Raw genomic sequence first — 24,036 nt, forward strand, 5'->3', positions numbered from 1 at the left:
ATTTAAGCGAAAGCGTTTTCTTGCGCGACGGGTTCGGCAATTATTTCGGCAACGGCGGCGACAATCACGGCACTTGCGTCAGCCGAGGCTTTCCGATGGTTGAAGGCGACGTGATAGGACATCGGGATGGACTCCTCAAGTTCGACGATGCGAACCTTGTCGGCAATGGGCATGGCGCTGACGCGGCCAAGAAACGAGATATAGCCATGGTTGGCGACAAGGTCGACGATCACAGGCAGAGAGTCGGCGGCAGTGATATCCTGGTTGCGGTGCCTGCGATTGGCAGTGCGCTCGTGGCTTAGCGCCATCGTGGCGTGTCCAAGCCCCGTCCTCGAACTCGGCGTGCAGATCGCGTGACCTTCGACAAGCTCGGCCACTGTTCGCTCTCGGCTTTGCAGCGGTGCTATCAGGACCATCTCGGTCTTCAGCAACTCGCGATGCTGGAAGCGCTCAAGACCAAAAACGGAGTCGAGAATGGCAACGTCGATCCGGCCGGATTTCAAAGCTTCCCGCAAGTCATCCGCCGTCATCAACACCAGAGACAGGGCATTCTTGCTGCGGCGGGCGTTCCATTCGGCGACGAGAGCGCCAAGGCATCGTGCAACCCAACTTTCCGATCCTGTCGGAATGATCGAACCGATGCGCAGCGCCCGCGCCGTGCGCTGATAGCGTTCGTCAGCGGACGCTTTCAGATCATTCCACTCCTGCGTGATGGCCTGCAAGATGGCATAGATCCGGCTACCCTGCTCCGTCAGCGCGGAGCCATTAGCCTGCCGCTCGAAGAGGCGATGACCGAGCGCCTTCTCCAAAGTCGCGATCTGAAGCGAAAGCTGCGGCTGACCGAGCTTCAGCCGTCGCGCCGCCCGGTTGATGCTGCCTTGGTCAGCGACCTCAAGGAACCGCTCCATCGTGGTGATCTTGATCGGCAGACGCGACGGTTCGTTGGTCCCCACCCAGTTCGCGAGCTCTTCAGCTGCCCGCACGATCGGGGCGAGCTTTTCGCGCACGTCGTTGCTGGCGAGGAGCGTCGCAAGCTCGCCGGAGCCGCGCTCTGTCAGCTTCAGGGCAAGCTCCGTTTCGAGATTGCGGACGGCGGTCGAGACCGTCGATGCTGCAAGCGAAAGGCTTCGTGCCGTCTCTCTGACCGAACCCGATGTGAGCACGTGACTGGCGACAAACAACGTGCCGAGCTGCAATCGCTTTCTCCGTAACAGTATGAAAAATCGAACGATATGATGTGTTCGCGAAAAAAGATATCCCTGTCGGGGAATCCGGCGGCTATCGTTCCCGCCAAGAACAAAACCGGGTTGGACAGTAGAAGCACTGAAGAGCACCGGACATCTGCGGAAACACGCAAGGGAACAAAAACAAATCGCGGCAGCGATGGAAAAGGAAATGCATTTTCGCGCAAGCATTTGCATTCACCGCCATAATCGCGCCGCGACCGCAAAACTGGAGAGGCTTGCATCGATTTTTCGAACGCGAACGCTATTTCCATGACGCACGTATTTCCGGCATGATCGCAGCCAGACTGCTTTCGCCGGTGATTTTATACGTGGAAGGCTCCCGCCAGGGCCTGCCACGAGGTCAAACGGTGTAAATCAAGGGGACAATCCATGTTGAAGAAATTCGCTCTTGCCGTCACGCTTTCCGCCTTTGCGGCAGGGGCGGCCCATGCTGCAGACGTCGTCGTTTCATCGAAAATCGATACTGAAGGCACGCTGCTCGGCAACGTGATCGTGCTCGCGCTCAACGCAAACGGCATCAAGACGCAGGACCGTGTTGCGCTTGGGACGACGCCGGTTCTTCGCAAGGCAATCACATCAGGCGAAATCGACATCTATCCGGAATATACCGGCAATGCCGGCTTCTTCTTCAACAAGGCCGACGATGCAGCCTGGAAGAACCTCGAACAGGGCTACGAACTGGCCAAAAAGCTCGATTACGATGCCAACAAGATTGTCTGGCTGGCGCCTTCCCCCGCCAACAACACCTGGGCGCTCGCGGTCCGCAACGACGTCGCCGGCCCGAACAACCTGAAGACCATGTCGGACTTCGGCAAGTGGGTCGCAGGCGGTGGTGCGGCGAAGCTCGTGGCTTCCGCCGAGTTCGTCAACTCGGCTGGCGCGCTTCCGGCATTCCAGACGACCTACGGCTTCACGCTGAAGCCAGACCAGGAAATCGTCCTTTCGGGCGGTGACACGGCCGCGACCATCAAGGCGGCAGCCGACCAGACGAACGGCGCCAACACCGCCATGGTCTATGGTACAGATGGTGCGATCCAGGCCGCGGAACTGACGGTTCTCGAGGACGACAAGAACGTCCAGCAAGTCTATGCGCCGACCGCGATCATCCGCGAGGAAGTGCTGAAGGCAAACCCGAAGATCGAGGAAGTGCTCGCACCGATCTTCAAGAGCCTGAACGCCGATGAACTGCGCAAGCTGAACGGCAAGATCCAGGTCGACGGCGAACCGGCGAAGTCGGTTGCCGAAGGCTTCCTGAAGGAAAAGGGCTTCCTGAAGTAATCTCGTTGCCCGATGCTCCGCCTGCCCACGGGCGGAGCAGCCTTTCGACCGGACAGGATGGATCGATGGAAGAAACCTTAGCGGTCCGCAAACTGGACCGGCTCGGCGTGGTGCTGGTGACAACAGGCGTTGTCGCAACTGCGCTCCTGCCTTTCATCTATGTGAAGGCAAACCGCATCGCCGCCGGAAAGCCCATGCTGCTGACGCAGCTACTCAATCAACCCTCCGCCCTCATCCTGACGATCCTCCTGCTGGCCACGGCCTTTGCCGTACTTTTTCTTCAAAATGCGCTGCTGCGGCTGGTGATCGCCACCCTTTGTTTTGCTGCGCTGCTCGCGACCATTGGATTTGCAGCTTCGGCATTCACGCCACCGGCCAGCAATGCCGCGCGCATGACGCCGGGCGGTGGGTTCTGGGTGCTGTTTGCGGTGATCGGGCTCGTCGTTTCGGACGCGCTCGTGAAGATCAAGCTTACGCCGTGGATGCGTATTGCGGCCCTTGTCGCCTACACCGGATTGCTCGGCATCTTCCTGGCTTCCGGACTGCTCGACGATCTCTCGATCATGAAGGAATTCGCGACCCGATCCGCGCAGTTCTGGACGGAAGCGGTCGCCCATTTGCTGTTGGCACTCGGCTCACTGGCGATCGCCATCGTCATTGGCCTGCCGCTCGGCATCCTGTGTTTCTGGGTTCCAAAGTTGCGTGCCGTCGTCCTGCAGGGCCTCAGCCTCATCCAGACGATCCCGAGCCTTGCGCTCTTCGGCATCCTGATGCTGCCGCTCGGCTATCTCGCGACGCACGTGCCCGCCGCCGCCTCGATCGGCATTCGCGGCATCGGCGCCGCGCCGGCGCTGATCGCGCTTGTCCTTTATTCTTTGTTGCCGATCGTGGCCAACACCGTCGTCGGTCTGCAGGGAGTCGATCCCTCGGTACGTGATGCAGCTGCTGGCATGGGATTGACGCGTCGCCAAATTCTGACCGGCATCGACTTGCCGCTTGCCTTTCCCGTCATTTTGACGGGCATTCGTATCGTCCTGGTGCAGGCGATCGGCTTGGTGACGGTCGCGGCTCTGATCGGCGGTGGCGGCTTCGGCATCTTTATCTTCCAAGGGCTCGGTCAAACAGCCATGGACCTCGTTCTGCTCGGCGCCGTGCCGACCGTCTTCTTCGCCTTTTCTTCGGCCGTCATCCTCGATGCGGTCATCGACAGCATACGGGGATCCGCCGCATGAGCATGATCGAAATCAGGAACGTCACCAAGCGCTACGGCACGGCGGCCGTCGTCGACAACGTCTCGATGGAAGTCGAGAAAGGTTCGATCACGGCTATTGTCGGCACCTCCGGCTCGGGCAAATCAACGCTGATGCGGATGATCAATCGTCTCGTGCCGATCACGTCGGGCGAGATCTTCGTCGGCGGGCGAAACATCATGGACGTCCCGGTGACAGAATTACGCCGCAAGATCGGTTACGCGATCCAGGGGCACGGCCTCTTTCCGCATCGAACCGTTTCGCAAAACATCGCGACGGTGCCGCAGCTTCTTGGCTGGGATACGGCGAAAATCAAGAGCCGCGTCGAGGAACTGCTCGGTCTGTTCAACCTCGATCCCGCGGCCTTTGCCGAGAAATATCCGCATCAGCTGTCCGGTGGCCAGCAGCAACGTGTCGGCGTTGCGCGGGCGCTCGCCGCGGAGCCGGAACTGCTGTTGATGGACGAGCCCTTCGGCGCGCTCGATCCAGTCATCCGCGGCAAGGCGCAAGACGATCTGCTGGCGATCCAGAAGCAGTTCGGTACGTCCGTCGTCCTCGTCACGCACGACATGGACGAAGCCTTCCATCTCGGCAACCAGATCGCCGTGATGAGCGCCGGCAAGCTGCTGCAATGCTCGACGCCGGAAAAGATCCTGACCGAGCCAGCCGATCCCTTCGTGCAACAATTGACCGGCACCTCCGACCGGGCGCTGAAGCTGATGTCGCTGCTGCCGCTGAAGGACAGCATGGAGCCGGCAAAGTCAGGCCTCGCTTACGCATTGCCGCAGTCGCTCAGCCTGCGAGATGCCCTGGCAGAGATGATCTGGCAGGGCGTTGGCGAAGCCGCCGTCCAGAATGCGGACAAGGCGCCTGTCGGCTCGATCTCGATGACGCGATTGCTCGAACTGGGCCGGAAGGCATGAAGCTCGTCCTTGCGAACCTCTTCCGTGCTGCCGCACTGGTACTGCTGCTGATCCTGTTGTTCCGGACGGAGTGGCTGTCCTTCCTGCTCGTACCATTGACGAGCAACAATGCGCCGGCGGTCTATACCCAAAACAGCCTTCCGCATCTTGCCGCCTCGCATCTGTTTCTCGTGGCGATCTCGATCGTCGGCAGCGCCGTTCTCGCGATCCTCGGCGGGATATTCGTCACCCGCAAAAGCGGCGAGGACTTCCTGCCGCTGTCCCGGGCGATCGCCAATGCCGGCCAAACCTTCCCGCCAGTGGCAGTGCTCGCCCTTGCCGTGCCTGCAACCGGCTTCGGCGCCGGGCCAACGTTGATCGCGCTCTTTCTCTACGGCCTCCTGCCGATTTTCGAAAACACCGTCTCCGGCCTCAAGCAAGTCTCTCCCTCCGTGCTGGATGCCGCCGACGGCATGGGCATGAATGGCACGCAGCGGCTCTTTCAGGTGGAATTGCCGCTTGCCCTGCCGCTGATCCTCGAGGGTCTGAAGGTTGCGACCGTCATCAACATCGGCACGGCAACGATCGGCTCGACGGTGGCCGCCAAGGGCTTGGGCGAAGTCATCATTGCCGGGCTGATCTCCGACAATACCGCCTTCATCCTGCAAGGCGGCCTGATCGTCGGCCTGATGGCGGTGTTGATCTATGATGCGATGGGGCTGATCGAAAACGCCATCACTGAAAGAATTGGCTTGCGCCAGGCATGAGGCGACGGCTACCAAGGCTGCCGTGATATCGGCAATGGGAGGCAGCCTTGGCCAAGATGATCCACTCCATGATCCGCGTTCTCGACGAGGCGCGCTCGGTCGAGTTCTACGGCAAGGTCTTCGGCCTCAAGGTCGCCGATCGTATCGATTTCGACACCTTCACCCTGATTTACATGAGCAATGACGAGACCGGCTTCGAGCTGGAGCTGACGGTCAATAAGGGGCGCATCGAGCCTTATGACCTCGGCAACGGCTACGGGCATCTTGCCCTCTCGGTTCAGGAAGTGGAGATGGAGCACAAGCGTCTGACGGAGGCGGGATTGAACCCCGGCAAGATCGTCGAGCTCAATCGCGACGGCAAGTTGCTGGCGCTGTTCTTTTTCATCACAGATCCCGACGGCTACAAGATCGAAGTCCTGCAGCGTCACGGCCGTTATCTCTAAGAGCTTCACATGATTGAAAAGACCGAATTGAACCGTGGCTGGACGCTCTCCTGCAACGTTGCCGGTCGACGCGACCTGCCGGCCGAAATTCCTGCACAGGTGCCGGGTTGCGTACATCTCGACCTTCTGGCCAACCGTCTGATCCCGGACCCCTATCTCGACGTCAACGAGATCACCAACGACTGGATCGGCAAGGAAGACTGGACCTATCGCTGCAGCTTCGATGCAGCGCCGGATGCCGGAAAAGTCCAGGGACTGGTGTTTGAAGGCCTCGATACGGTCGCGACGATCGTGCTGAACGGCGAAGAGTTAGGCCGCACCTTCAACATGCACCGCACCTATCGCTTCGACGTGTCGGAGCGGCTGAAGCAGGGCGCGAATGAACTCGTTGTGACCTTCCGCTCCCCTTATGCCTACGGCGCCGAGATGGAGGCGCATTACGGTTACCGGCCGAATAACTATCCCGGCCCTGGCAACCTGATGCGCAAGATGGCCTGCAACTTCGGCTGGGACTGGGGTCCGACGCTGGTGACCTCGGGGATCTGGAACCCGGTGCGGCTGGAAAGCTGGGAGCGGGCGCGGCTTGCGGAGACGCGGGTTTCGGCGACGCTTGCAGGCGGCGAGGGGCTCGTGACGGTTCGCGCTCGTATCGAGCGCCGCGACGGCGCTGGCGCGAAGATCGTCGCGAGCATTGCCGGCGTCAGCCACGTCGCCGAGTTGGCGGAAGGAGCCGATGCGGTCGAGTTCCAGCTGACTGTTCCAGCGCCGCAGATCTGGTGGCCGCATCATCTTGGCGCACAGCCACTCTACTCGCTTCAGGTCGAATTGCGGAATAGCGTAAGCGACGACTTACTCGACAGCTACTCTAAGCAGATCGGCTTCCGCTCCGTCAGACTCGACACAGCACCCGATGAACACGGCTCCGCCTTTACCTTCGTCATCAACGACGTGCCGCTTTTCCTCTGCGGCGCCAACTGGATTCCGGACGACTGCTTTCCGCCACGGGTAACCGCCGAGCGTTATGCTTCCCAGATCGAGGAGGCGAAGGCTGCAAACATCAATCTGCTGCGCGTCTGGGGCGGCGGCATCTTCGAGCGAGACGAGTTCTACGAGACCTGCGACCGCGCGGGGATGCTCGTTTGGCAGGACTTCCTGTTTGCCTGCGCCTCCTATCCGGAAGAAGAACCGTTGCACAGCGAGATCGAGGCGGAGGTGCGCGACAATGTGGTGCGCCTGATGCCACATCCGTCGCTGATTGTCTGGAACGGCAACAACGAGAACATCTGGGGCTTCGACGAATGGGGCTGGCGCCCGATCATCAAGGAGGGCGTAAGCTGGGGGCTCGGCTACTATCTCGATGTTCTGCCAAAGCTCTGCGCCGAGCTGGACCCAGATCGGCCGTATTATCCGGGCAGCCCCTACTCCGGGACAATGGAGATCGAGCCGAACGCGGACGAGCACGGCTGCAAGCATATCTGGGATGTCTGGAACGATGTCGGCTACGAGGTCTATCGCAACTACATCCCTCGCTTCTGCTCGGAATTCGGCTGGCAGGCGCCTCCGAACTGGGCGACGATCGAGGAAAGCGTCCATGACACGCCGCTGACACCTGTTTCGAACGGCGTATTCCATCATCAGAAGGCGACACAGGGCAACGACAAGCTGATCCGCGGTCTCGCCGGGCATCTGCCGGTGCCACGGACGATGGACGACTGGCATTTCGCGACGCAGCTCAACCAGGCACGCGCCATCCGCTTCGCGATCGAGCACATGCGCTCGCACCGCGCCATCTGCAAGGGCGCCGTCGTCTGGCAGTTCAACGACTGCTGGCCAGTGACCTCATGGGCGGCGCTCGACTCGGCAGGACGGCGCAAACCGCTCTGGTATGCGATGCAACAGGCATTCGATCCCAGACTGCTGACCATCCAGCCACGCAATGGCGGGCTGGCAGCCGTCGCCGTCAACGAGCGCACGCTGTTCTGGCGGGCGAAGATATCGGGCAAGCGCCTGCGGCTTGATGGTACGGTGCTCGCCGAATTCGAGTTCTGGCGGCTGCTCTGCGACCGCTTCGAAGCGAAGGAGTTTCCGCTGCCGGCGGATATCGCAACGCCGGACAATGCCGGTGACGAGCTGATCGTCGTGCAGATGCTCGACCGGCGCGCATTCCATTATTTTGTCGAGGACATCGATTTGAAGCTCCCGGCACCGCGGGCGTCAATCGAGCTGACTGCCACGACGGATGGATATGCGGTGAAGGTGACAGCGGAGACCCTGCTGAAGGACCTTTGCCTGATGGCCGACCGGCTCGATCCTGATGGCGTCGTCGATTCGATGCTGGTAACGCTGCTGCCGGGGGAAAGTCACATATTCGCGCTACGGACTGCAAAAGCGATGTCGGTAAGCGACATCAGCATTGGCACCGTGTTGCGCTCCGCCAACGATCTCGTCGCCACACACTGAAAAGGCCCCGTCTGCGACGGGGCCCATCCAGGTCGTTTTACCACGCCGCGCGCCAAGTGGGCAGAGTGCGGCGCAGCGCATCTACGCGCGATCAAGGGACCGCGCGTGTGCGGACGACGTTACATCCAGTAGGGAGGCACGCCGTAGTAGTCGTAAACTCGGCGGCCATTATCGTTGTACCAGGTGTCGTCATCGTCCGCATAGCTCGGCGCGCCCTCGATCTGATCCTTCGTCAGATCGATGCGATAGCCGTCCAGCTGGGTATCGTAGGTCAACTTTTCCCACGGCAGCGGATAGTGATCGTGGCCGATGCCCAAGAAGCCGCCGAACTCGAGTACGGCATAGGCAACGCGGCCATCCTGCTTGCCGAGGATCAATCGTTCAATAGAGCCAATATGCTTGCCATCGGCTCCATAGACGCGGGTGCCTTCCACGCGGTCGCTGGCAATCAGTGTCGGTGTGTCCTTCACATTTGGGTCACGGCGGGTTTTGTCAGCGTCCTGATGCAGCATGGTGCACCTCCTTTTGTTTCCTCGTGGTTGGCCCACGGAGAAAAAACGCTGCCCCGCACTCGATGTTCCCAATTTACTCACAGCAACCGCCAATACATGATTATTGACGTTTACGTTAAGGTTAGTGTAGCTCTATTCTCAGCTTGAACCATTCAGGCGATGACATAAGCTGCCGCGTTGGAAGATGGAGGATCGTCCAATCGGCTTGCCGGTGGGACCGGCCGGCAGCGACAGGGAGAGAGACCATATGAACAGCATTTCCGTCCATCCAGGCGGTGCGAAGCCCGAAAAGCCCTGGCTTGCGACCTATCCCAACAGCGTGCCGGCAGAGCTTCCACCGCTGGAATACGAATCGCTTGCGGAACTGCTCGAGAAATCCTGCGCGCGCTATGCCAATCGCATCGCCTTTTCCAGCATGGGCAAGACGCTGACCTATGGCGAGCTTGAGAGCCAGACCCGCAAGATTGCAGCGTGGCTGCAGAGCATCGGCCTCGAGAAGGGTGACCGCGTTGCCGTCATGATGCCGAACGTTCTGCAGAATCCGGTCGCCGTTTACGGGATCCTGCGGGCCGGCTTCGTGGTCGTGAATGTCAATCCGCTCTACACACCCCGCGAACTGGAACATCAGCTGCGCGACTCGGGCGCCAAGGCCATCTTCGTGCTCGAAAACTTCGCGCGAACGGTCGAGCAGGTACTGGTCAAAACCGATGTGCGCCATGTCGTCGTCACGTCGCTCGGCGAGATGCTGGGCGCCAAGGGGCTGATCGTCAATCTGCTCGTGCGCAGGGTCAAGAAGCTCGTTCCTTCATGGTCTATTCCGCAGCACAAGACCTTCAAGCAGGTGCTCGCGGAAGGTGCCGGCCAACCTTTCAAACTTGTAAGCCTGACGGGGGGCGACATCGCCTTTCTGCAATATACCGGTGGCACGACCGGCATTGCCAAGGGCGCGGTGCTGACGCACCGGAACCTGCTCTCCAACAAGCTGCAGCTCGAACTGTGGCTGCGATCGGCTTTCGACAAGAAGCCGCGCCCAGAGGTTCTGAACTTCCTGTGTGCCCTGCCGCTCTATCATATCTTCGCACTGACGGTGAATTCGCTGATGGGCATGTCGCTCGGCGCCCACAATATCCTCGTCGCCAACCCGCGCGATATTCCGGCGCTGGTCAAGGAATTCGGCAGGGTGAAGGTCCACATTTTCCCCGGCCTCAACACACTCTTCAACGCGCTGATGAACAACGCCGATTTCGCCAAGCTCGACTTTTCCTCCATCGTGATGTCGCTCGGTGGCGGCATGGCGGTGCAGCGACCGGTCGCCGAGCGCTGGATGAAGATCACCGGCTCCCATATCACCGAAGGCTATGGTCTCTCCGAGACATCGCCGGTCGCCACCGCCAACCGCTTCGATTCGGCAGAGTTCACCGGTTCCATCGGGCTACCGATTCCATCCACCGATCTCGACATTCGCGACGAGGACGGCAATTCGCTGCCGCTTGGTGAGATCGGCGAGATTTGTATCCGCGGCCCGCAGGTGATGGCTGGTTACTGGAACAAACCGGAGGAGACCGCCCGCGTGATGACGCCGGACGGCTATTTCCGCAGCGGCGACATGGGCTTCATGGATGCGCGCGGCTACACCAAGATCGTCGACCGGAAGAAGGATATGATCCTTGTCTCCGGCTTCAACGTCTATCCGAACGAGATCGAGGAAGTGGCGGCGATGCATCCCGGCATCCTCGAGGCGGCGGCTGTCGGCATCCCCGACGGGCATTCCGGCGAAGCCGTGAAGCTCTTCGTGGTTCGCAAGGACCCGGCGTTGACGGAGGCAGACGTCAAGGCGCATTGCGCGGCAAACCTCACCAACTACAAGCGGCCGCGCTTTGTGGAATTCCGCACCGAACTGCCGAAAACGCCAGTCGGAAAAATCCTGCGCAAGGATCTGCGCGGCTAAGTTTGACGGTCGCGTGAAATTATGAGCCATCCGTTTGTTCAGATGGCTTTTTTGCGTTCCGAGAGGTCGCCGAACTTGATTTGCGCCCTACAAAGCGAATAGTTTCCGCGACCCTCTCGCCCTGCAAAGGAGCCTCCCATGAATGCCATCGTCGAACAATTGAAGAGCACTGCAGCCGCCACCAAGGCAACCGATCTGCGCGCCGCCTTTGCCGCCGACCCGCAGCGTTTCTCGCGCTTCAGCGTGTCGCTCGACGACCTCCTGATGGATTATTCCAAGACGGCCGTGAACGACGAGATCCTGGCTCTCCTGGTCAAGCTCGCGGAGACGGGCGGCGTTGAAGTCAAGCGTGACGAAATGTTCGCCGGCAAGGCGATCAACTTCACCGAAAACCGAGCCGTTCTGCACACGGCGCTACGCAACCGCTCCAATACGCCGGTGCTTGTCGACGGCAAGGATGTCATGCCTGATGTCAACGCCGTGCTTGCCGCCATGGGCAAATTCGCCGATGGCATCCGCTCCGGCAGTCTTAAGGGCGCGACCGGCAAGGCCATCACCGACGTCATCAACATCGGCATCGGCGGCTCTGACCTCGGCCCCGTGATGGCAACGCTGGCGCTGGCGCCCTTCCATGATGGACCGCGCGCGCATTTCGTTTCCAACATCGACGGCGCCCATGTCGCCGACACGTTGAAGCTCGTTCAGCCCGAGACGACACTGTTCATCGTCGCCTCCAAGACCTTCACGACCGTAGAGACGATGACGAACGCGCAAACGGCGCGCAAGTTCATCGCCGACGCGCTCGGCGAGGCCGCCGTCCAGCATCATTTCGCTGCCGTTTCGACCGCACTCGACAAGGTCGCGGCCTTCGGCATCGAGAGCGAACGCGTCTTCGGCTTCTGGGACTGGGTGGGTGGCCGCTACTCCCTCTGGTCGGCGATCGGCCTGCCGATCATGATCGCCATCGGCCCGGAAAATTTCATCAAGTTTCTCGAGGGCGCCCATGCCGTCGACAACCACTTCCGCACCGCACCGATCACCAAGAACTTGCCCATGCTGCTCGGCCTGATCGGCTTCTATCACCGCAATGTACTCGGCTATCCGACCCGTGCCGTCCTGCCCTACGACCAGCGCCTGTCGCGCTTCCCGGCCTATCTGCAGCAGCTCGACATGGAATCGAACGGCAAGGGTGTCACGATCGACGGAACGCCCGTCGAGGGTAATTCCGGTCCTGTTGTCTGGGGCGAGCCCGGCACCAATGGCCAGCACGCCTTCTACCAGCTGATCCACCAGGGCACGAGCGTCATCCCGGCCGAATTCATGATCGCGGCGAACGCCTTCGAGCCAAATCTGCGCCACCAGCACGAGCTTCTGATATCGAATGTGCTTGCGCAGTCCGAAGCGCTGATGAAGGGCCGTACCTTCGAGGAGGCGAAGAAGCAGCTGACCGACAAGGGCATGGACGACAAGAAGGCCGACTTCATCGCACCGCATCGTGTCTTCACCGGCAACCGCCCGTCGATCACCTTCGTCTACGACAAGCTGACGCCCTACGCGCTCGGTCGCCTGATCGCGCTCTATGAGCACCGAGTCTTCGTCGAAGGCGTGCTGTTCCGCATCAACTCTTTCGACCAGTGGGGCGTCGAACTCGGCAAGGAACTGGCGACTGGTCTGCTGCCTGTCGTGGAAGGCAAGGAAAGCGCTGCCGGCCACGACTCCTCGACGCAGGGCCTCGTTGCCGCACTGGCAAAACTTGCCAAAACAGAGCATTGAGATCAGAAAGCTCCCGCGGCTGGCCGCGGGAGCTTTACACAGTCTGGAAATTGGCTTGAGGGCTTAAAAGCCCGTCCTCTAGTTCGACCTCTTCGGGAAGCCTCGACATATCAGTCGATTGTGAACCTGGGTCGATCCGACGATGGCAGCGGCGACATCCGCGGCTAGTTCGTCATCTCCGCGACAGCGGACGAAGCCTTCAAGCACCACGAAATCGCCAAGCATTGAAACAACGATCTGCGTGCTGTCGAACTCCGATGACGCTTCCAGTGCGCACTTGACCGCGGCTTTAGTCGCCGCCGAACAATGTCCGGCTTCGACGCTGCTGAGCGACCAGCCTTGACCATCAACGCGTAGAACCATTTCTTCTCCTCCAACGTTAAACGCTGAAGCTACAGGCCGTAATATTAGCAGTCTATTAAGTATGACATGCGCCGGCATTTGTCTTGTGGTAGCGCTTGGTCAATGTCGAAATTCGGCTTCACGATGCGTCTTAGGTACATCGCTATGAGGAGAGGTTGAATGGATGTGACGGACGACGAGCTTCTGAATTTCGAAGCACATGGCGCAGCGCCCCTGCCAAGGCCGCAGCGCGAAGGCTTCGTCGAGAACGACGGCGCTCGCATCTGGTATGCGACCTACGGTTCCGGCCCAGCCGTGATCCTGCTGCATGGCGGGCTCGGCAATGCGGGGAACTGGGGCTATCAGGTGCCGGCACTGGTCGCCGCGGGCCGACAGGTCGTCGTTATCGACAGTCGCGGCCACGGCCGCAGCACGCGCGACATGCGCCCCTATCACTATGCCCAGATGGCAGGCGACGTTCTTGCGGTGATGGATTGCCTTGAGCTTACGAAGTCCGCCCTTGTCGGCTGGAGCGACGGGGCCTGTACGGCGCTGATCCTCGCCGACCAGCGGCCAGAGCGGGTACCCGGTGTGTTTTTCTTCGCCTGCAACATGGATCCCAGTGGCACGCTTGAATTCAAGCCGACACCGGTCATCGATCGCTGCTTCAGTCGTCATCGGAAGGATTATCAGGCGCTATCCGCCACGCCCGATGCCTTCGAGAGCTTCGTGGGCGATGTGTCGAAGATGATGGCAAGCGAGCCAAACTATACGGCTACCGATCTCGCTGGCATCAAGGTGCCGGTCGCGGTCGTGCTCGGAGACAATGACGAGTTCATCAAGCGCGAGCACGCCGATTATCTGGTCCGCAGCATTCCCGATGCCGAACTCATCCTGCTTCCGGAGGTCAGCCATTTCGCGCCGCTGCAGCGGCCAGAGCACTTCAACCGCGAAGTGCTCGCCTTTCTCGATCGGCTATAGCCTGTCTCAGAGGCCGATTTCTTTCGCCCAGGGCGGATTGGCGCCGGCGCGCGAGACGGTGACGGCAGCGGCCTTGGCACCAAGCGAAAGCGCGTTCTGCAGCGCCTTTTCGCTGAGCGAAGCGACCTTTTCCTTGGTCAGGAGATCGTCGATCTTCAGCGAGGCAAGCACGCCGGCATCGAAGGTGTCGCCAGCGCCGACGGTATCGACGACGGTGACGCGCTCGCTCGGCACGGTGACCTTGCGCTCGTTGGTGTAGCCCGACGCGCCCTCGGCACCCTTGGTGATGACCACGAGCTTGGCGCCCTGCTTCAGCCAGTAGGCCGCCAGGTCGTCATGGCTGCCTTCGAGGCCGAACCATTCCAGATCCTCGTCAGAGAATTTCAGGATGTCGGACTTCGCCGCCATGCGCTTGATGCGCTCCATATGGGCGTCCTTGTTCTTGATGAAGCCCGGGCGGATGTTCGGATCGAGCGAAATCACCCGCTTGTCGCATTCGCGGTCGAGCAGCGCCTCATAGGTCTCGCCGCAGGGGCTCGGGATGAGACTGATCGCGCCGAAATGCAACGCCTCGCAATCGTCGCCGAGGACAGGCAGATCGTCGGTCGTGATCATTCGCCCGGCCGTGCCTTCGTCGTAGAAGGCATAGGTTGCCTGGCCGTTGACCAGCTTGACGAAGGCGACCGTCGACGGGCGTGGGGTGATGGCGCAGAGGCTGAAGTCGACATTGCTCGCCTGCAGCGTATCGCGCAGGATTTCGCCCATCATATCGTCGGCGAGGCCGGTGAAGAAGGCTGTCGGAATGCCGAGGCGTCCGAGTGCGATCGCCGTGTTGAAGATCGCGCCCCCTGCGTATGGGGCAAAGCCCTTCTCGCCCAGAGTCGTCTCCCGCGGCAGCATGTCAATCAGCGCTTCGCCACAGCACAAAATCATTCCGGCCTCCCAAGCATTACGATCCATCGATGCTCAAATCGATTAGATAATTTCGTGGCAAAAGCAAAGCGCCGCGACGCAATTCTTCATTCAAAGTGATGAAATGCCGCCATTGCGTCCCGACCAAGCGAGCGGCGCATCGAGGAAGGCTTCGACTTCGCTCAAGGTCTTCTCGTCGAACAGCTTCTGCGCCTTGGCGACGGCCAGCACATCGCGCCAGGTGGCGATATAGTGCAGCTTCACCTTGCCATCGGCAAAGCGCAGCGCGCCTTCATCGAAAATACCGTAATAGAACAGGGCGATACCATGATCGACCACGCCGCCAGCAGCCCTGACGGCATCGATGAACTTGAACATGCTGCCGCCTGCCGTCGTCAGGTCCTCGATGACGAGGACGCGTGAGCCCTCCGGCATGTTGCCTTCAATCTGCGCGTTGCGGCCATGACCCTTCGGCTGCTTGCGGACATAGATCATCGGCAGGCTGAGGCGATCGGCGAGAAGGGCTGCAAATGGGATGCCCGCAGTCTCGCCACCGGCCACGCAATCGAACTGCTCGAAACCGGCTTCGCGCAGAACGACGCTGGCGGCGAAATCCATCACGGTCGAGCGCACGCGCGGAAAGGAGAGCAGCTTGCGGCAATCGATATAGACCGGGCTCGCCATGCCGGAGGCGAATTTGTAGGGCTGCGCTGCATTGAAATGCACCGCCCTGATCTCCCAGAGCATCTTCGCCACGAGTTCCGCCATCACGGCGCGGTCGGTGAATGTCGTCTGGATCATCGCTCTCTCCTTTGGTCAAATTTATGGGCCAATAGCAGCAAGCGCGGCAGTTTTCCAGAACGGCGAGCGATTCCACGCCGTCAATGAGGGCAAAAAACGCGACAGCGCTTGAAGACGTCGGCCGGGCATCCGTCCAGAGGTGCCTGAAGGCACCGCCTTCGTTGCGCTGAGCCAGCAATGCATCAATTCTTTCAGTTATTTGCGCTTGCGCGCCGGCGCGGCGGCGATATCGTCACGTCATGGAGCATATTGAGGTTTTTCAGCGGCTCGGCGTCGCCCTTGCTATTGGCCTTCTCGTCGGGGTCGAGCGGGGATGGCAGGAGCGCGACATTCGCGCTGGCGGCAGAGCGGCGGGCATCCGGACGTTCGGCCTTACCGGCTTTCTCGGCGGAATAGCCGGAACGCTTCAAGCGATGACCGGCCCATTTTTGCCTGCGACGATCGCCGTGCTCCTGGGGGCCATTTACATTGCCGGCAAGTGGCAGGAGACGAAGGAAAACGAAGACTACAGCATCACCTCGGTCGTGGCCGCCCTGGTGGTGTTCGGGCTCGGCGTTCTGGCAGCTGTCGGCGACATCGTTACCGCGGCAGCCGGCGGTGTCGCAACGACGGTCATTCTTGCGGCTCGCCATAGCCTGCATGGCTTCCTCAGAGGATTGACGTGGGTGGAGCTCCGCTCGGCGCTGGTGCTGCTTGCAATGACCGTCATCGCCTTGCCGCTGTTGCCTAACAGGGCGTTGGATCCCTGGGGCGCGCTCAACCCCTACTCGCTCTGGCTGCTGACGATCACCATCGCAGCCCTGTCCTTCGCCGGCTATGCCGCCATTCGATTGATGGGCCCAGGCCGTGGCGTTCTGCTGGCAGGTGCCGCGGGCGGTCTTGTCTCGTCCACCGCCTTGACGCTTTCCTTCGCCCGCTATTCGGCGCAGGCGCCGGAGGGCGCACGCCACCTTGCGGAAGGGGCAGGCATTGCCGGCGCCCTCTCCTTCGCCCGCGTTCTCGTCATCGCCAGCGCGCTTTCCTTCACCTTGCTGGCGCCCCTCGCCGCCGCGCTGGTCCCCGCAATCATCGGTTTCCTGGCAGCGGCGCTGTTTTCGGTCTGGCGTTCGGAGACCGCGACAAAGGCGCCGGAGATCGACCTCAAGAACCCCTTCGAGCTCACCACGGTCATTTCCTTTGCTCTGCTGCTCGGCCTGATCAGTCTCGTGTCGAAGATCGCGATCGAATATGTCGGCCCGTCCGCGCTCTTCGTCGTGGCGGCGATCTCCGGCCTCGTCGACGTCGATGCCATCACGCTATCCACCGCGCGCCTCGCCGGCTCGACGATCGACGTGATTAAGGCGGCTGACGTCATTCTGATCGCCGTCGCGGTCAACGCGGTGACAAAGGTGGTGCTTGCCTTCACCGCCGGCCGGCGGGAGTACGCGATGGCGCTCGGGCTGGCTTCGGTAGTGGCGGTCGCGCTCGGAGCCATCGGCTATTTCGCGGCGCGCAGCTTTTTGCCGGCCTGAACAATTGGACCGGCGTGACCAGTTCCACCAGTCGCCGTGACTACGACAACCGGCCGATATCGATCGGGAGCATTCGCTGGTAAAGCGCAATCGCAGCCCGTCCCTCGGTATCATCCAGCGAGATCGCATAGCGGACGGCGGCTGCCAGCAGCTGCATGGTCAGCCTGGCAATGGCGACAAGTTCGCCCTTGCTCCGCCCTGGTTCCAGCGTGGCGAGAACCGAAAGCAACGCCTGGGCATGAAACTCCATGTCCTCGGCATCGATCTGTTGCAGTAGCCGATCGGCCTGGGTGGCGACCCAGATATCGCGCATCACCGGCTCTTGCCGGAAGAAGTCGTAATACTGGTCGGCGATGTTACAAAGTGCCTGCCGCAGCGTCGCCGCGTCCCTTACCGCCGCAAGCTCGGCTTCGACGCAGGCCCTGCCCTGCTCGTTGAAGCGTTCGGCCAGTGTGCGGATGATCGAGCTTTTGTCCGGGAAATATTGGTAGAGCGCCCCGAAGGATAGCTCTGCCTTTTCAACGATCTCGCTCACCTTCAGCGCATCGCTGCCATTCTTTTCGATGAGCTCGAGCGCCACCGAAAGGATCTTCTCGAAGCGCTCCCGCCCGCGCTTCTGCTGCGGAATCCTGCGCGGTTGGCCGGTTGATTCCGGCTGTCTTCTACGGCTCACGGAAACCTCTTCGCCCATTCCACTCTCCGTTTTTTTCTTGACGATGAAAATAAGAGAGTTTATCTCATTTCACAAATGAGAGACTTTCTCTTGTTTTTTGCCGGAGGAGTGTTCTTATGCGGCATTCCATTCTCATCGACGCGCGGGATCCAGTAATTTTCGACCGCCCCGCCAAGAATTTTCGGCCCCATCTGCGTGCTGCCGCCAATGGCCCGTGGAGGATATGAACATGACACTGGTTCTCTGGATCGTTCTGGCGGCTGCTGCGATCGGCAGCGGCCTCGTCGCCGGCATCTTCTTTGCCTTTTCGACCTTCATCATGACGTCGTTCGCCCGCATTCCCGCCGAACAGGGCATAGCGGCCATGAACTCCATCAACGTCACGATCGTGCGCTCGCCCTTCATGCTGCTTTTCGTGCCGACCGCGGTCCTCTGCCTTGTGATCGCTGCCTTCGCATTCTTCAACTGGCGCGAAGGCATCAGCGTCTGGATGCTGGCCGGAGCGGTGCTCTATATCTTTGCATCGTTCCTCTCGACGATCGTCTTCAACGTGCCGATGAACGACGCGCTGGCGAAAGTCGGTGGTGGCGGCGCCGAGGCGACCGCGCTCTGGGCGAGCTATCTCAAGGATTGGACGTGGTGGAACCATGTGAGGACAATCGCCTCGCTGCTCGCATCCATGGCCTTCGTCCGCGCCTTGATGCTCATCTAAGCGGGAGGGACTGCAGTCCGCGCAAAATTGCCAATGGAAAGCTTTAGCGTTCGACATCCCAATGGAGCGGGAACATCGGATCGAAAACCGTAACGGAGCCAGCGCCGGTTTCGATCTTGGCGGGAAAACTGACGGGTTCGTTACGCTTGACCAGCGTTATTTTCTCTTCATTGACCGGCAGGTCATACCAGGCAGGGCCGTTCAGCGACGCGAAGGCTTCGAGCTTGTCGAGCGCATTCTCCTGCTCGAAGACATGCGCAAGGCAACTCATCGTATTGATCGAAGTATAGATGCCGGCGCAGCCGCAGGCACATTCCTTCAAGGGATCGACATGCGGCGCCGAATCCGTACCGAGGAAGAAGCGCGGATCGCCGCTTGTTGCAGCGGCACGCAGCGCAAGACGATGGTTTTCGCGCTTGGCCACCGGCAGGCAATAGTAATGCGGGCGAATGCCGCCGACGAGGATGGCGTTGCGGTTGATGATCAGGTGGTGGGTGGTGATCGAGCCTGCGAGACCACCCTTCGCGGACTTGATGTAGTCGATGCCGTCCTTCGTGGTGACGTGCTCCATCGTCACCTTGAGTTCGGGCAAGCGCTTGCGGATCGGATCGAGCACCGTCTCGATGAACACCGCTTCACGGTCAAAGATGTCGACCTCAGGCGTCGTCACCTCCCCGTGAACGCAGAGCGGCAGGCCGATCTTGGCCATGCGCTCCAGCACCGGCATCGCCTTTTCGATATCACGCACCCCGCCATGTGAATTGGTCGTGGCACCGGCCGGGTAGAGCTTGACCGCCGTGATCAGCCCACTCGTCTTACCGACCTCGACATCATCGGGATTCGTATGTTCCGTCAGGTAGAGCGTCATCAACGGCTGGAATATGTCGCCCTTCGGCAGCGCCGCCATGATGCGGCCGCGATAAGCTTCGGCATCCGCCGTGGTCACCACCGGCGGCACGAGGTTCGGCATGATGATCGCGCGGGCAAAGTCGCGGCTGGTATCGCCGATCACACCTTCCAGTATGGCGCCGTCCCGCAGGTGCAGGTGCCAATCATCGGGGCGACGGATGGTGATCGATTGCATGCGCTGGACTCCGGAGGCTGGCCTATAAGGTTCAGCCCTGCGCATTATCACCCCGAAGCGGGCCATGGCAAACACTTTGCCCGCGACACTCAGGCTGGTGCTGCACCATATTCGTTGGAGCCGGGCGTGCCGGGGGTGAGATACCACACGAACAGAACGATCCAGCCCACCAGCGGAATGATGCCGACGAGAATCCACCAGCCGGAGCGGCCGATATCATGGAGGCGGCGGACCGCCACGCCGAGACCCGGAAGCAGCACGGCAAGCCCATAGACGGCGCCGAGTATTTCGCGGCCGAAGAGAAGATAGTCGACGGCGCCCAGAATCACCGAGGCAATAACGTTGAAGAGCGCAAACCACCAAAATTCCGGGCGACCGGCGCGGCCGCTGAAAACCGCGTATTTAGAGAAGACTGATGAGACTGCTTCCGTGAAACTCATGCGCTCTTCCTTCATGTCCACACAGGGTGCCAAACCGCAAAAGTTGTATGAAGGTGAGCCTGCAACGATTCCATCAGGCGATGCAAGTCCCGGCATTCAGCCAGACCGCCAGACAGGTCAGGCGATCTCGAGCGTCACATCGGCCCTGCGGCGATTGCCAAGGATCAATCGACCATTAGGCAAATCGTTGCCGTAAACCTTGGCGCTCGCTTCTTCCTCTGTCAGCTTGTAGCCGCGCCAACGCGCCCACAGCCGTTCCTCGAGCACCTCGATCGGCGGGGCGAGCATGACAGAGTAGTCGAAGATACCTTCGAGCTCTGCCCATTTGCCCTGGCTGAAGAGCAGGTAATTGCCCTCGACGATAATGAAGCGATGCTCCGGCGAAACCACACGCGCCGAGGCGATGGCGATTTCCCTGGACCGGTCAAAGACAGGGATCAGCACGTCCTGGTCGGCGGGACGCACGGCCCGGATGATATCGAGAAAGCCCCTGACGTCGAAGGTTTCCGGGATACCCTTGCGCGCCAGAAGACCGCGTTCAATGAGGATGGCATTGTCCATGTGGAAGCCATCCATCGGCAGGACCTCGGCCGTTTCGCCCCTGACTTTCAGGGCGTCGGCGAGGTTGTCCGCCATGGTGGACTTGCCAGCGCCGGGCGGGCCGGCGATGGCGATCAGGAAGCGCTTGGTGTCACCGGCGCGATCGATGACCTCGCCGGCGATTTCATCGATCGTTGCACTCATGCAGCAACCGGCTCCGTCGGAGCGGCTTTGGCGCCGGTCATGAAGGCCACCGCATCGGACATCGTGTATTCCTTCGGATTGATGACCGTCAGGCGGCGACCGAGCCGGTGGATATGGATACGGTCGGCAACCTCGAAGACATGCGGCATGTTGTGCGAGATCAGCACGATCGGCAGACCGCGCGAGCGCACGTCCAGGATCAGTTCCAAGACCTTGCGGCTTTCCTTGACGCCAAGAGCCGCCGTCGGCTCGTCCATGATGACGACCTTGGAACCGAAGGCTGCAGCACGCGCGACCGCCACACCCTGCCGCTGACCGCCCGAGAGCGTTTCGACGGCCTGGTTGATATTCTGGATGGTCATCAGGCCAAGCTCGGAAAGCTTGGTGCGGGCGCGATTCTCCATCTCCGGGCGATCGAGCATGCGAAACCAACTGCCAAGGATGCCCGGCCGACGAATCTCTCGGCCGAGGAACATATTGTCCGCGATCGAAAGCGCCGGCGATAGAGCGAGGTTCTGGTAGACCGTCTCGATGCCGGCATCGCGCGCCTCCATCGGAGACTTGAAATGCACAGGCTTGCCTTCCAGCGTGATCTCGCCCTCATCGGGGCTGATGGCGCCCGAGATCGCCTTGATGAGCGAGGACTTGCCGGCTCCGTTGTCGCCGATGACTGCCAGGATCTCGCCGGGGTACAGATCGAAATCGGCATGATCGAGTGCGGTAACGCGTCCGTAGCGCTTGACCAGACCGCGTGCCGAGAGGAGAGGTTCGTTCGCCATATTACACCGACACCTTTCTGATCCACTGGTCGATTGCGACCGCGGCGATGATAAGCACGCCGGTGAGCAACACCTTCCATTGCGGATCGGCGCCGAGCATGTTGAGGCCCATAGAGACGACGCCGACAATCATCGCGCCGAAGAGTGTTCCGAGGATTGAGCCGCGGCCGCCGAAGAGCGAGATACCGCCGATCACCGTCGCCGTGATGGCCTGCAGGTTATAATCCGTTACCGCGGACGAGGGAGAAATCGAGCCGTTGCGGCCGATGGAGACCCAGGCTGCGAAGGCGGCGATGATGCCAGAGACGGTGTAGACGGTGAGCAGCACGCTCTTGGTCTGAATACCTGAAAGCTTTGCCGCTTCCGGATCATCGCCGACGGCATAGACGTGGCGGCCCCAGGCGGTGTGATTGAGGATGTACCAGAGCGCAAGGACAAGTAGCACCATGGCAATGACGCCGAGCGTCAGGACTGCACTGCCGAGCCTGAAGCTGATCGCAAAGAAATGCAGCAACGGCGCCTGCGCGTCGACATCGGTGTCGCGGATCGTTTCGTTGGCGGAATAGATGAAGTTCGTGGCCATCACGATGTTCCACGTACCGAGCGTCACGATGAACGGCGGCAGTTTCATGAACGCGACGAGGAAACCGTTCAGGAGACCGCAGAGGCCGCCTACCAGCATGCCGGCCAGCACGGCGATCGGTGTGGGGATGCCATAGGTGATGGCACAATTGCCCATGATGACGGCCGAGATGACCATGATCACACCGATCGAAAGATCGATGCCAGCGGTCAGGATGACCAGCGTCTGCGCGGCCCCCAGGATACCGACGATGGCGATCTGCTGGAGAATGAGCGTCAGCGTGTAGGACGAAAAGAACCGCCCGCCAATCGCGATGCCGAAAATGATGATCGACAGCACCAGCACGATCAGCGGCACAGCGGCCGGTGTCGAGTGCAAGAAATGCTGCGCACGCTTCACAAATGGTACGGCTTGATGCTCGAACGACGCGACATTCTTGTCGCTGCCGTCAAGCACCCGTTCGAAGTCCTGTGCTCCGGTCATTGTTCCTCCTCCGCTTTCGCGCCAAACCGCGCGCGGAAGCTCTGCCCCATATCACACCGGTCTTTGTTTGCCGGTTCCCGAGACAGCAGCCATGGTCGGTCGAAACCGACCGGGGATCAAGCCCCGGCCGGCAGTAAGTTATATCGCGGGATTTAGCCCCAGCACTTGTCGGTTCCGACCTTCGTGTCGATCGACTCGAGGCCTGAGACCGGCTTGTCGGTCACCAGCGAAACGCCGGTGTCGAAGAAGGACTTGCCTTCGGTCGGCTTCGGCTTTTCACCGCTGTCCGCAAACTTCTTGATCGCCTCGATGCCGAGCGAAGCCATCAGCAGCGGATACTGCTGGGAGGTGGCGCCGATGACACCGTCCTTGACGGACTTGACACCCGGGCAACCGCCATCAACCGAAACGATCAGCACGTTCTTTTCCATGCCGACAGCCTTGAGGGCCTGATAGGCGCCGACAGCAGCCGGCTCATTGATCGTGTGGATGACGTTGATGCTCGGATCCTTCTGCAGAAGGTTTTCCATAGCCTTGCGGCCGCCTTCTTCGTTGCCGTTCGTCACGTCGTGGCCAACGATGCGCGCATCGTCCTCGTCGCCGATCTTGTTCGGATCCTTGGTGTCGATGCCAAAGCCCATCATGAAGCCCTGGTCACGCAGAACGTCGACGGTTGGCTGCGACGGCGTCAGATCGAGGAAGCCGACCTTGGCATCCTTTGCCTTGTCGCCAAGCGTTTCCTTGGCCCACTGGCCGATCAGCTTGCCGGCGAGCAGGTTGTCGGTCGCGAACGTTGCGTCGGCAGAATCGGCGGGATCGAGCGGCGTGTCGAGGGCGATCACCAGGAGGCCCGCATCACGTGCTTTCTTGACGGACGGGACAATGCCCTTCGTGTCGGATGCGGTGATCAGGATACCTTTCGCGCCGTCGGCAATGCAGCTTTCGATCGCGGCAACCTGGCTTTCGCTGTCACCGTCGATCTTGCCGGCGTAGGACTTCAACGTCACGCCGAGTTCTTTTGCCTTTGCTGTCGCGCCTTCCTTCATCTTGACGAAGAAGGGGTTGGTGTCGGTCTTGGTGATGAGGCAGGCGGAAACATCCGCGGCCATTGCCGGCGCCGAGAAGGCGACACCGAGGGCGAGCGCGCCAAGCGCTGCGGAAAGCACTGATTTCTTCATTTAATCCTCCCAGAAATAGCCGACCCACCCCCTGGCGGTGCCGGAATTGACGAGCACGAGAACGCTGCAGTCTCGCCGACGGGCCTCCTCCAAGCCGTTCTGTGCCGTTTGACGAGGGTAATTAAGAGCGAAAGAAATCGCCTTGTCAATAAATAAATCCAATTGAATTATTAATTCGCTATGGCATGCTGAGCAAAAATAGCGCATAGGCCACGAGACGGGAGGAGCGGCCA

Annotated in this window: 23 protein-coding genes; 11 read left to right on the forward strand and 12 right to left on the reverse strand. The window is 60.6% G+C overall.

The genetic code is table 11. The annotated features are described in order from the left end of the window. Positions 1 to 2 precede the first annotated feature (2 nt). Positions 3 to 1,196 carry a LysR family transcriptional regulator gene (locus AF71_RS00270; RefSeq protein WP_169679145.1) on the reverse strand — a complete coding sequence of 398 codons (1,194 nt, stop codon included), beginning with the start codon at positions 1,194 to 1,196 and terminating at the stop codon, positions 3 to 5. Between the two features lie 420 nt (positions 1,197 to 1,616). Between AF71_RS00270 and AF71_RS00275 the strand changes: the two genes are divergently transcribed. The 6 genes from AF71_RS00275 (at position 1,617) to AF71_RS00300 (ending at position 8,347) form a co-directional block, all read left to right on the forward strand. Next, a complete protein-coding gene (locus AF71_RS00275; protein WP_169679149.1) occupies positions 1,617 to 2,525 on the forward strand; it encodes an ABC transporter substrate-binding protein in 909 nt (302 codons plus the stop codon). Between the two features lie 65 nt (positions 2,526 to 2,590). Then, on the forward strand, positions 2,591 to 3,757 hold the full coding sequence (locus AF71_RS00280; RefSeq protein WP_169679151.1) for an ABC transporter permease: 1,167 nt from the start codon (positions 2,591 to 2,593) through the stop codon (positions 3,755 to 3,757). Beyond that, entirely contained in the window at positions 3,754 to 4,698 is a 945-nt protein-coding gene (locus tag AF71_RS00285; RefSeq protein WP_169679154.1) for an ABC transporter ATP-binding protein, read from the forward strand. The genes AF71_RS00280 and AF71_RS00285 overlap by 4 nt, the downstream gene beginning before the upstream one ends. Beyond that, complete coding sequence (locus AF71_RS00290; RefSeq protein WP_169679157.1) at positions 4,695 to 5,444, forward strand: ABC transporter permease; 750 nt, start codon at positions 4,695 to 4,697, stop codon at positions 5,442 to 5,444. Before AF71_RS00285 ends, AF71_RS00290 begins: the two co-directional genes overlap by 4 nt. A gap of 47 nt (positions 5,445 to 5,491) precedes the next feature. Continuing rightward, entirely contained in the window at positions 5,492 to 5,887 is a 396-nt protein-coding gene (locus AF71_RS00295) for a VOC family protein (RefSeq protein ID WP_025658774.1), read from the forward strand. Positions 5,888 to 5,896: 9 nt separating this feature from the next. Further along, positions 5,897 to 8,347 carry a glycoside hydrolase family 2 protein gene (locus AF71_RS00300; protein ID WP_169679160.1) on the forward strand — a complete coding sequence of 817 codons (2,451 nt, stop codon included), beginning with the start codon at positions 5,897 to 5,899 and terminating at the stop codon, positions 8,345 to 8,347. Positions 8,348 to 8,466: 119 nt separating this feature from the next. On the opposite strand, the gene AF71_RS00305 is transcribed toward AF71_RS00300, so the two are convergent. Beyond that, positions 8,467 to 8,859 (reverse strand): PRC-barrel domain-containing protein, encoded by a 393-nt coding sequence (locus AF71_RS00305; protein WP_018857676.1) that lies wholly within the window; start codon positions 8,857 to 8,859, stop codon positions 8,467 to 8,469. A 247-nt stretch (positions 8,860 to 9,106) separates the two neighbouring features. Between AF71_RS00305 and AF71_RS00310 the strand changes: the two genes are divergently transcribed. Beyond that, on the forward strand, positions 9,107 to 10,807 hold the full coding sequence (locus AF71_RS00310) for a long-chain fatty acid--CoA ligase (RefSeq protein WP_113161056.1): 1,701 nt from the start codon (positions 9,107 to 9,109) through the stop codon (positions 10,805 to 10,807). 138 nt (positions 10,808 to 10,945) lie between these two features. Beyond that, complete coding sequence (pgi, locus tag AF71_RS00315) at positions 10,946 to 12,580, forward strand: glucose-6-phosphate isomerase (protein WP_169679163.1); 1,635 nt, start codon at positions 10,946 to 10,948, stop codon at positions 12,578 to 12,580. Between the two features lie 78 nt (positions 12,581 to 12,658). Here pgi and AF71_RS00320 read toward each other — a convergent pair whose 3' ends face one another. Beyond that, complete coding sequence (locus AF71_RS00320; protein ID WP_018857679.1) at positions 12,659 to 12,943, reverse strand: BON domain-containing protein; 285 nt, start codon at positions 12,941 to 12,943, stop codon at positions 12,659 to 12,661. A 159-nt stretch (positions 12,944 to 13,102) separates the two neighbouring features. Between AF71_RS00320 and AF71_RS00325 the strand changes: the two genes are divergently transcribed. After that, a complete protein-coding gene (locus AF71_RS00325) occupies positions 13,103 to 13,903 on the forward strand; it encodes an alpha/beta hydrolase (protein ID WP_169679165.1) in 801 nt (266 codons plus the stop codon). A 6-nt stretch (positions 13,904 to 13,909) separates the two neighbouring features. Here AF71_RS00325 and AF71_RS00330 read toward each other — a convergent pair whose 3' ends face one another. Both AF71_RS00330 and AF71_RS00335 read right to left on the reverse strand, forming a co-directional pair. Continuing rightward, positions 13,910 to 14,836, reverse strand: coding sequence for a carbohydrate kinase (locus AF71_RS00330; protein ID WP_018857681.1), 927 nt, complete (start codon positions 14,834 to 14,836; stop codon positions 13,910 to 13,912). Positions 14,837 to 14,926: 90 nt separating this feature from the next. After that, positions 14,927 to 15,616, reverse strand: a complete 690-nt coding sequence (locus AF71_RS00335; protein WP_169679168.1) for an orotate phosphoribosyltransferase — start codon at positions 15,614 to 15,616, stop codon at positions 14,927 to 14,929. A 239-nt stretch (positions 15,617 to 15,855) separates the two neighbouring features. On the opposite strand from AF71_RS00335, the gene AF71_RS00340 reads away from it, so the two are divergent. Beyond that, positions 15,856 to 17,127, forward strand: coding sequence for an MgtC/SapB family protein (locus AF71_RS00340; RefSeq protein WP_169679171.1), 1,272 nt, complete (start codon positions 15,856 to 15,858; stop codon positions 17,125 to 17,127). Positions 17,128 to 17,167: 40 nt separating this feature from the next. Here the strand turns inward: AF71_RS00340 and AF71_RS00345 are convergent, their stop codons facing one another. Next, positions 17,168 to 17,818, reverse strand: a complete 651-nt coding sequence (locus tag AF71_RS00345) for a TetR/AcrR family transcriptional regulator (protein ID WP_018857684.1) — start codon at positions 17,816 to 17,818, stop codon at positions 17,168 to 17,170. Positions 17,819 to 18,029: 211 nt separating this feature from the next. Between AF71_RS00345 and AF71_RS00350 the strand changes: the two genes are divergently transcribed. Next, a complete protein-coding gene (locus tag AF71_RS00350) occupies positions 18,030 to 18,512 on the forward strand; it encodes an anthrone oxygenase family protein (protein ID WP_026371833.1) in 483 nt (160 codons plus the stop codon). 43 nt (positions 18,513 to 18,555) lie between these two features. Here AF71_RS00350 and pyrC read toward each other — a convergent pair whose 3' ends face one another. The 6 genes from pyrC to AF71_RS00380 form a co-directional block, all read right to left on the reverse strand. Further along, the gene (gene pyrC, locus AF71_RS00355; RefSeq protein ID WP_169679174.1) at positions 18,556 to 19,596 is read right to left on the reverse strand and encodes a dihydroorotase; all 1,041 of its coding nucleotides are present in this window, start codon (positions 19,594 to 19,596) and stop codon (positions 18,556 to 18,558) included. Positions 19,597 to 19,685: 89 nt separating this feature from the next. Continuing rightward, positions 19,686 to 20,036, reverse strand: coding sequence for a DUF805 domain-containing protein (locus AF71_RS00360; RefSeq protein ID WP_169679177.1), 351 nt, complete (start codon positions 20,034 to 20,036; stop codon positions 19,686 to 19,688). 117 nt (positions 20,037 to 20,153) lie between these two features. Then, on the reverse strand, positions 20,154 to 20,780 hold the full coding sequence (locus AF71_RS00365; protein WP_169679180.1) for a nucleoside triphosphate hydrolase: 627 nt from the start codon (positions 20,778 to 20,780) through the stop codon (positions 20,154 to 20,156). Then, on the reverse strand, positions 20,777 to 21,559 hold the full coding sequence (locus tag AF71_RS00370) for an ATP-binding cassette domain-containing protein (protein WP_018857689.1): 783 nt from the start codon (positions 21,557 to 21,559) through the stop codon (positions 20,777 to 20,779). Before AF71_RS00370 ends, AF71_RS00365 begins: the two co-directional genes overlap by 4 nt. A 1-nt stretch (position 21,560) precedes the next feature. Further along, the gene (locus AF71_RS00375) at positions 21,561 to 22,625 is read right to left on the reverse strand and encodes an ABC transporter permease (RefSeq protein ID WP_018857690.1); all 1,065 of its coding nucleotides are present in this window, start codon (positions 22,623 to 22,625) and stop codon (positions 21,561 to 21,563) included. Positions 22,626 to 22,777: 152 nt separating this feature from the next. Beyond that, positions 22,778 to 23,803, reverse strand: a complete 1,026-nt coding sequence (locus tag AF71_RS00380) for a sugar ABC transporter substrate-binding protein (protein WP_018857691.1) — start codon at positions 23,801 to 23,803, stop codon at positions 22,778 to 22,780. Positions 23,804 to 24,036 lie beyond the last annotated feature (233 nt).

It is taken from the genome of Rhizobium sp. 57MFTsu3.2, assembly GCF_012932765.1.
Taxonomy (GTDB): domain Bacteria; phylum Pseudomonadota; class Alphaproteobacteria; order Rhizobiales; family Rhizobiaceae; genus Rhizobium; species Rhizobium altiplani.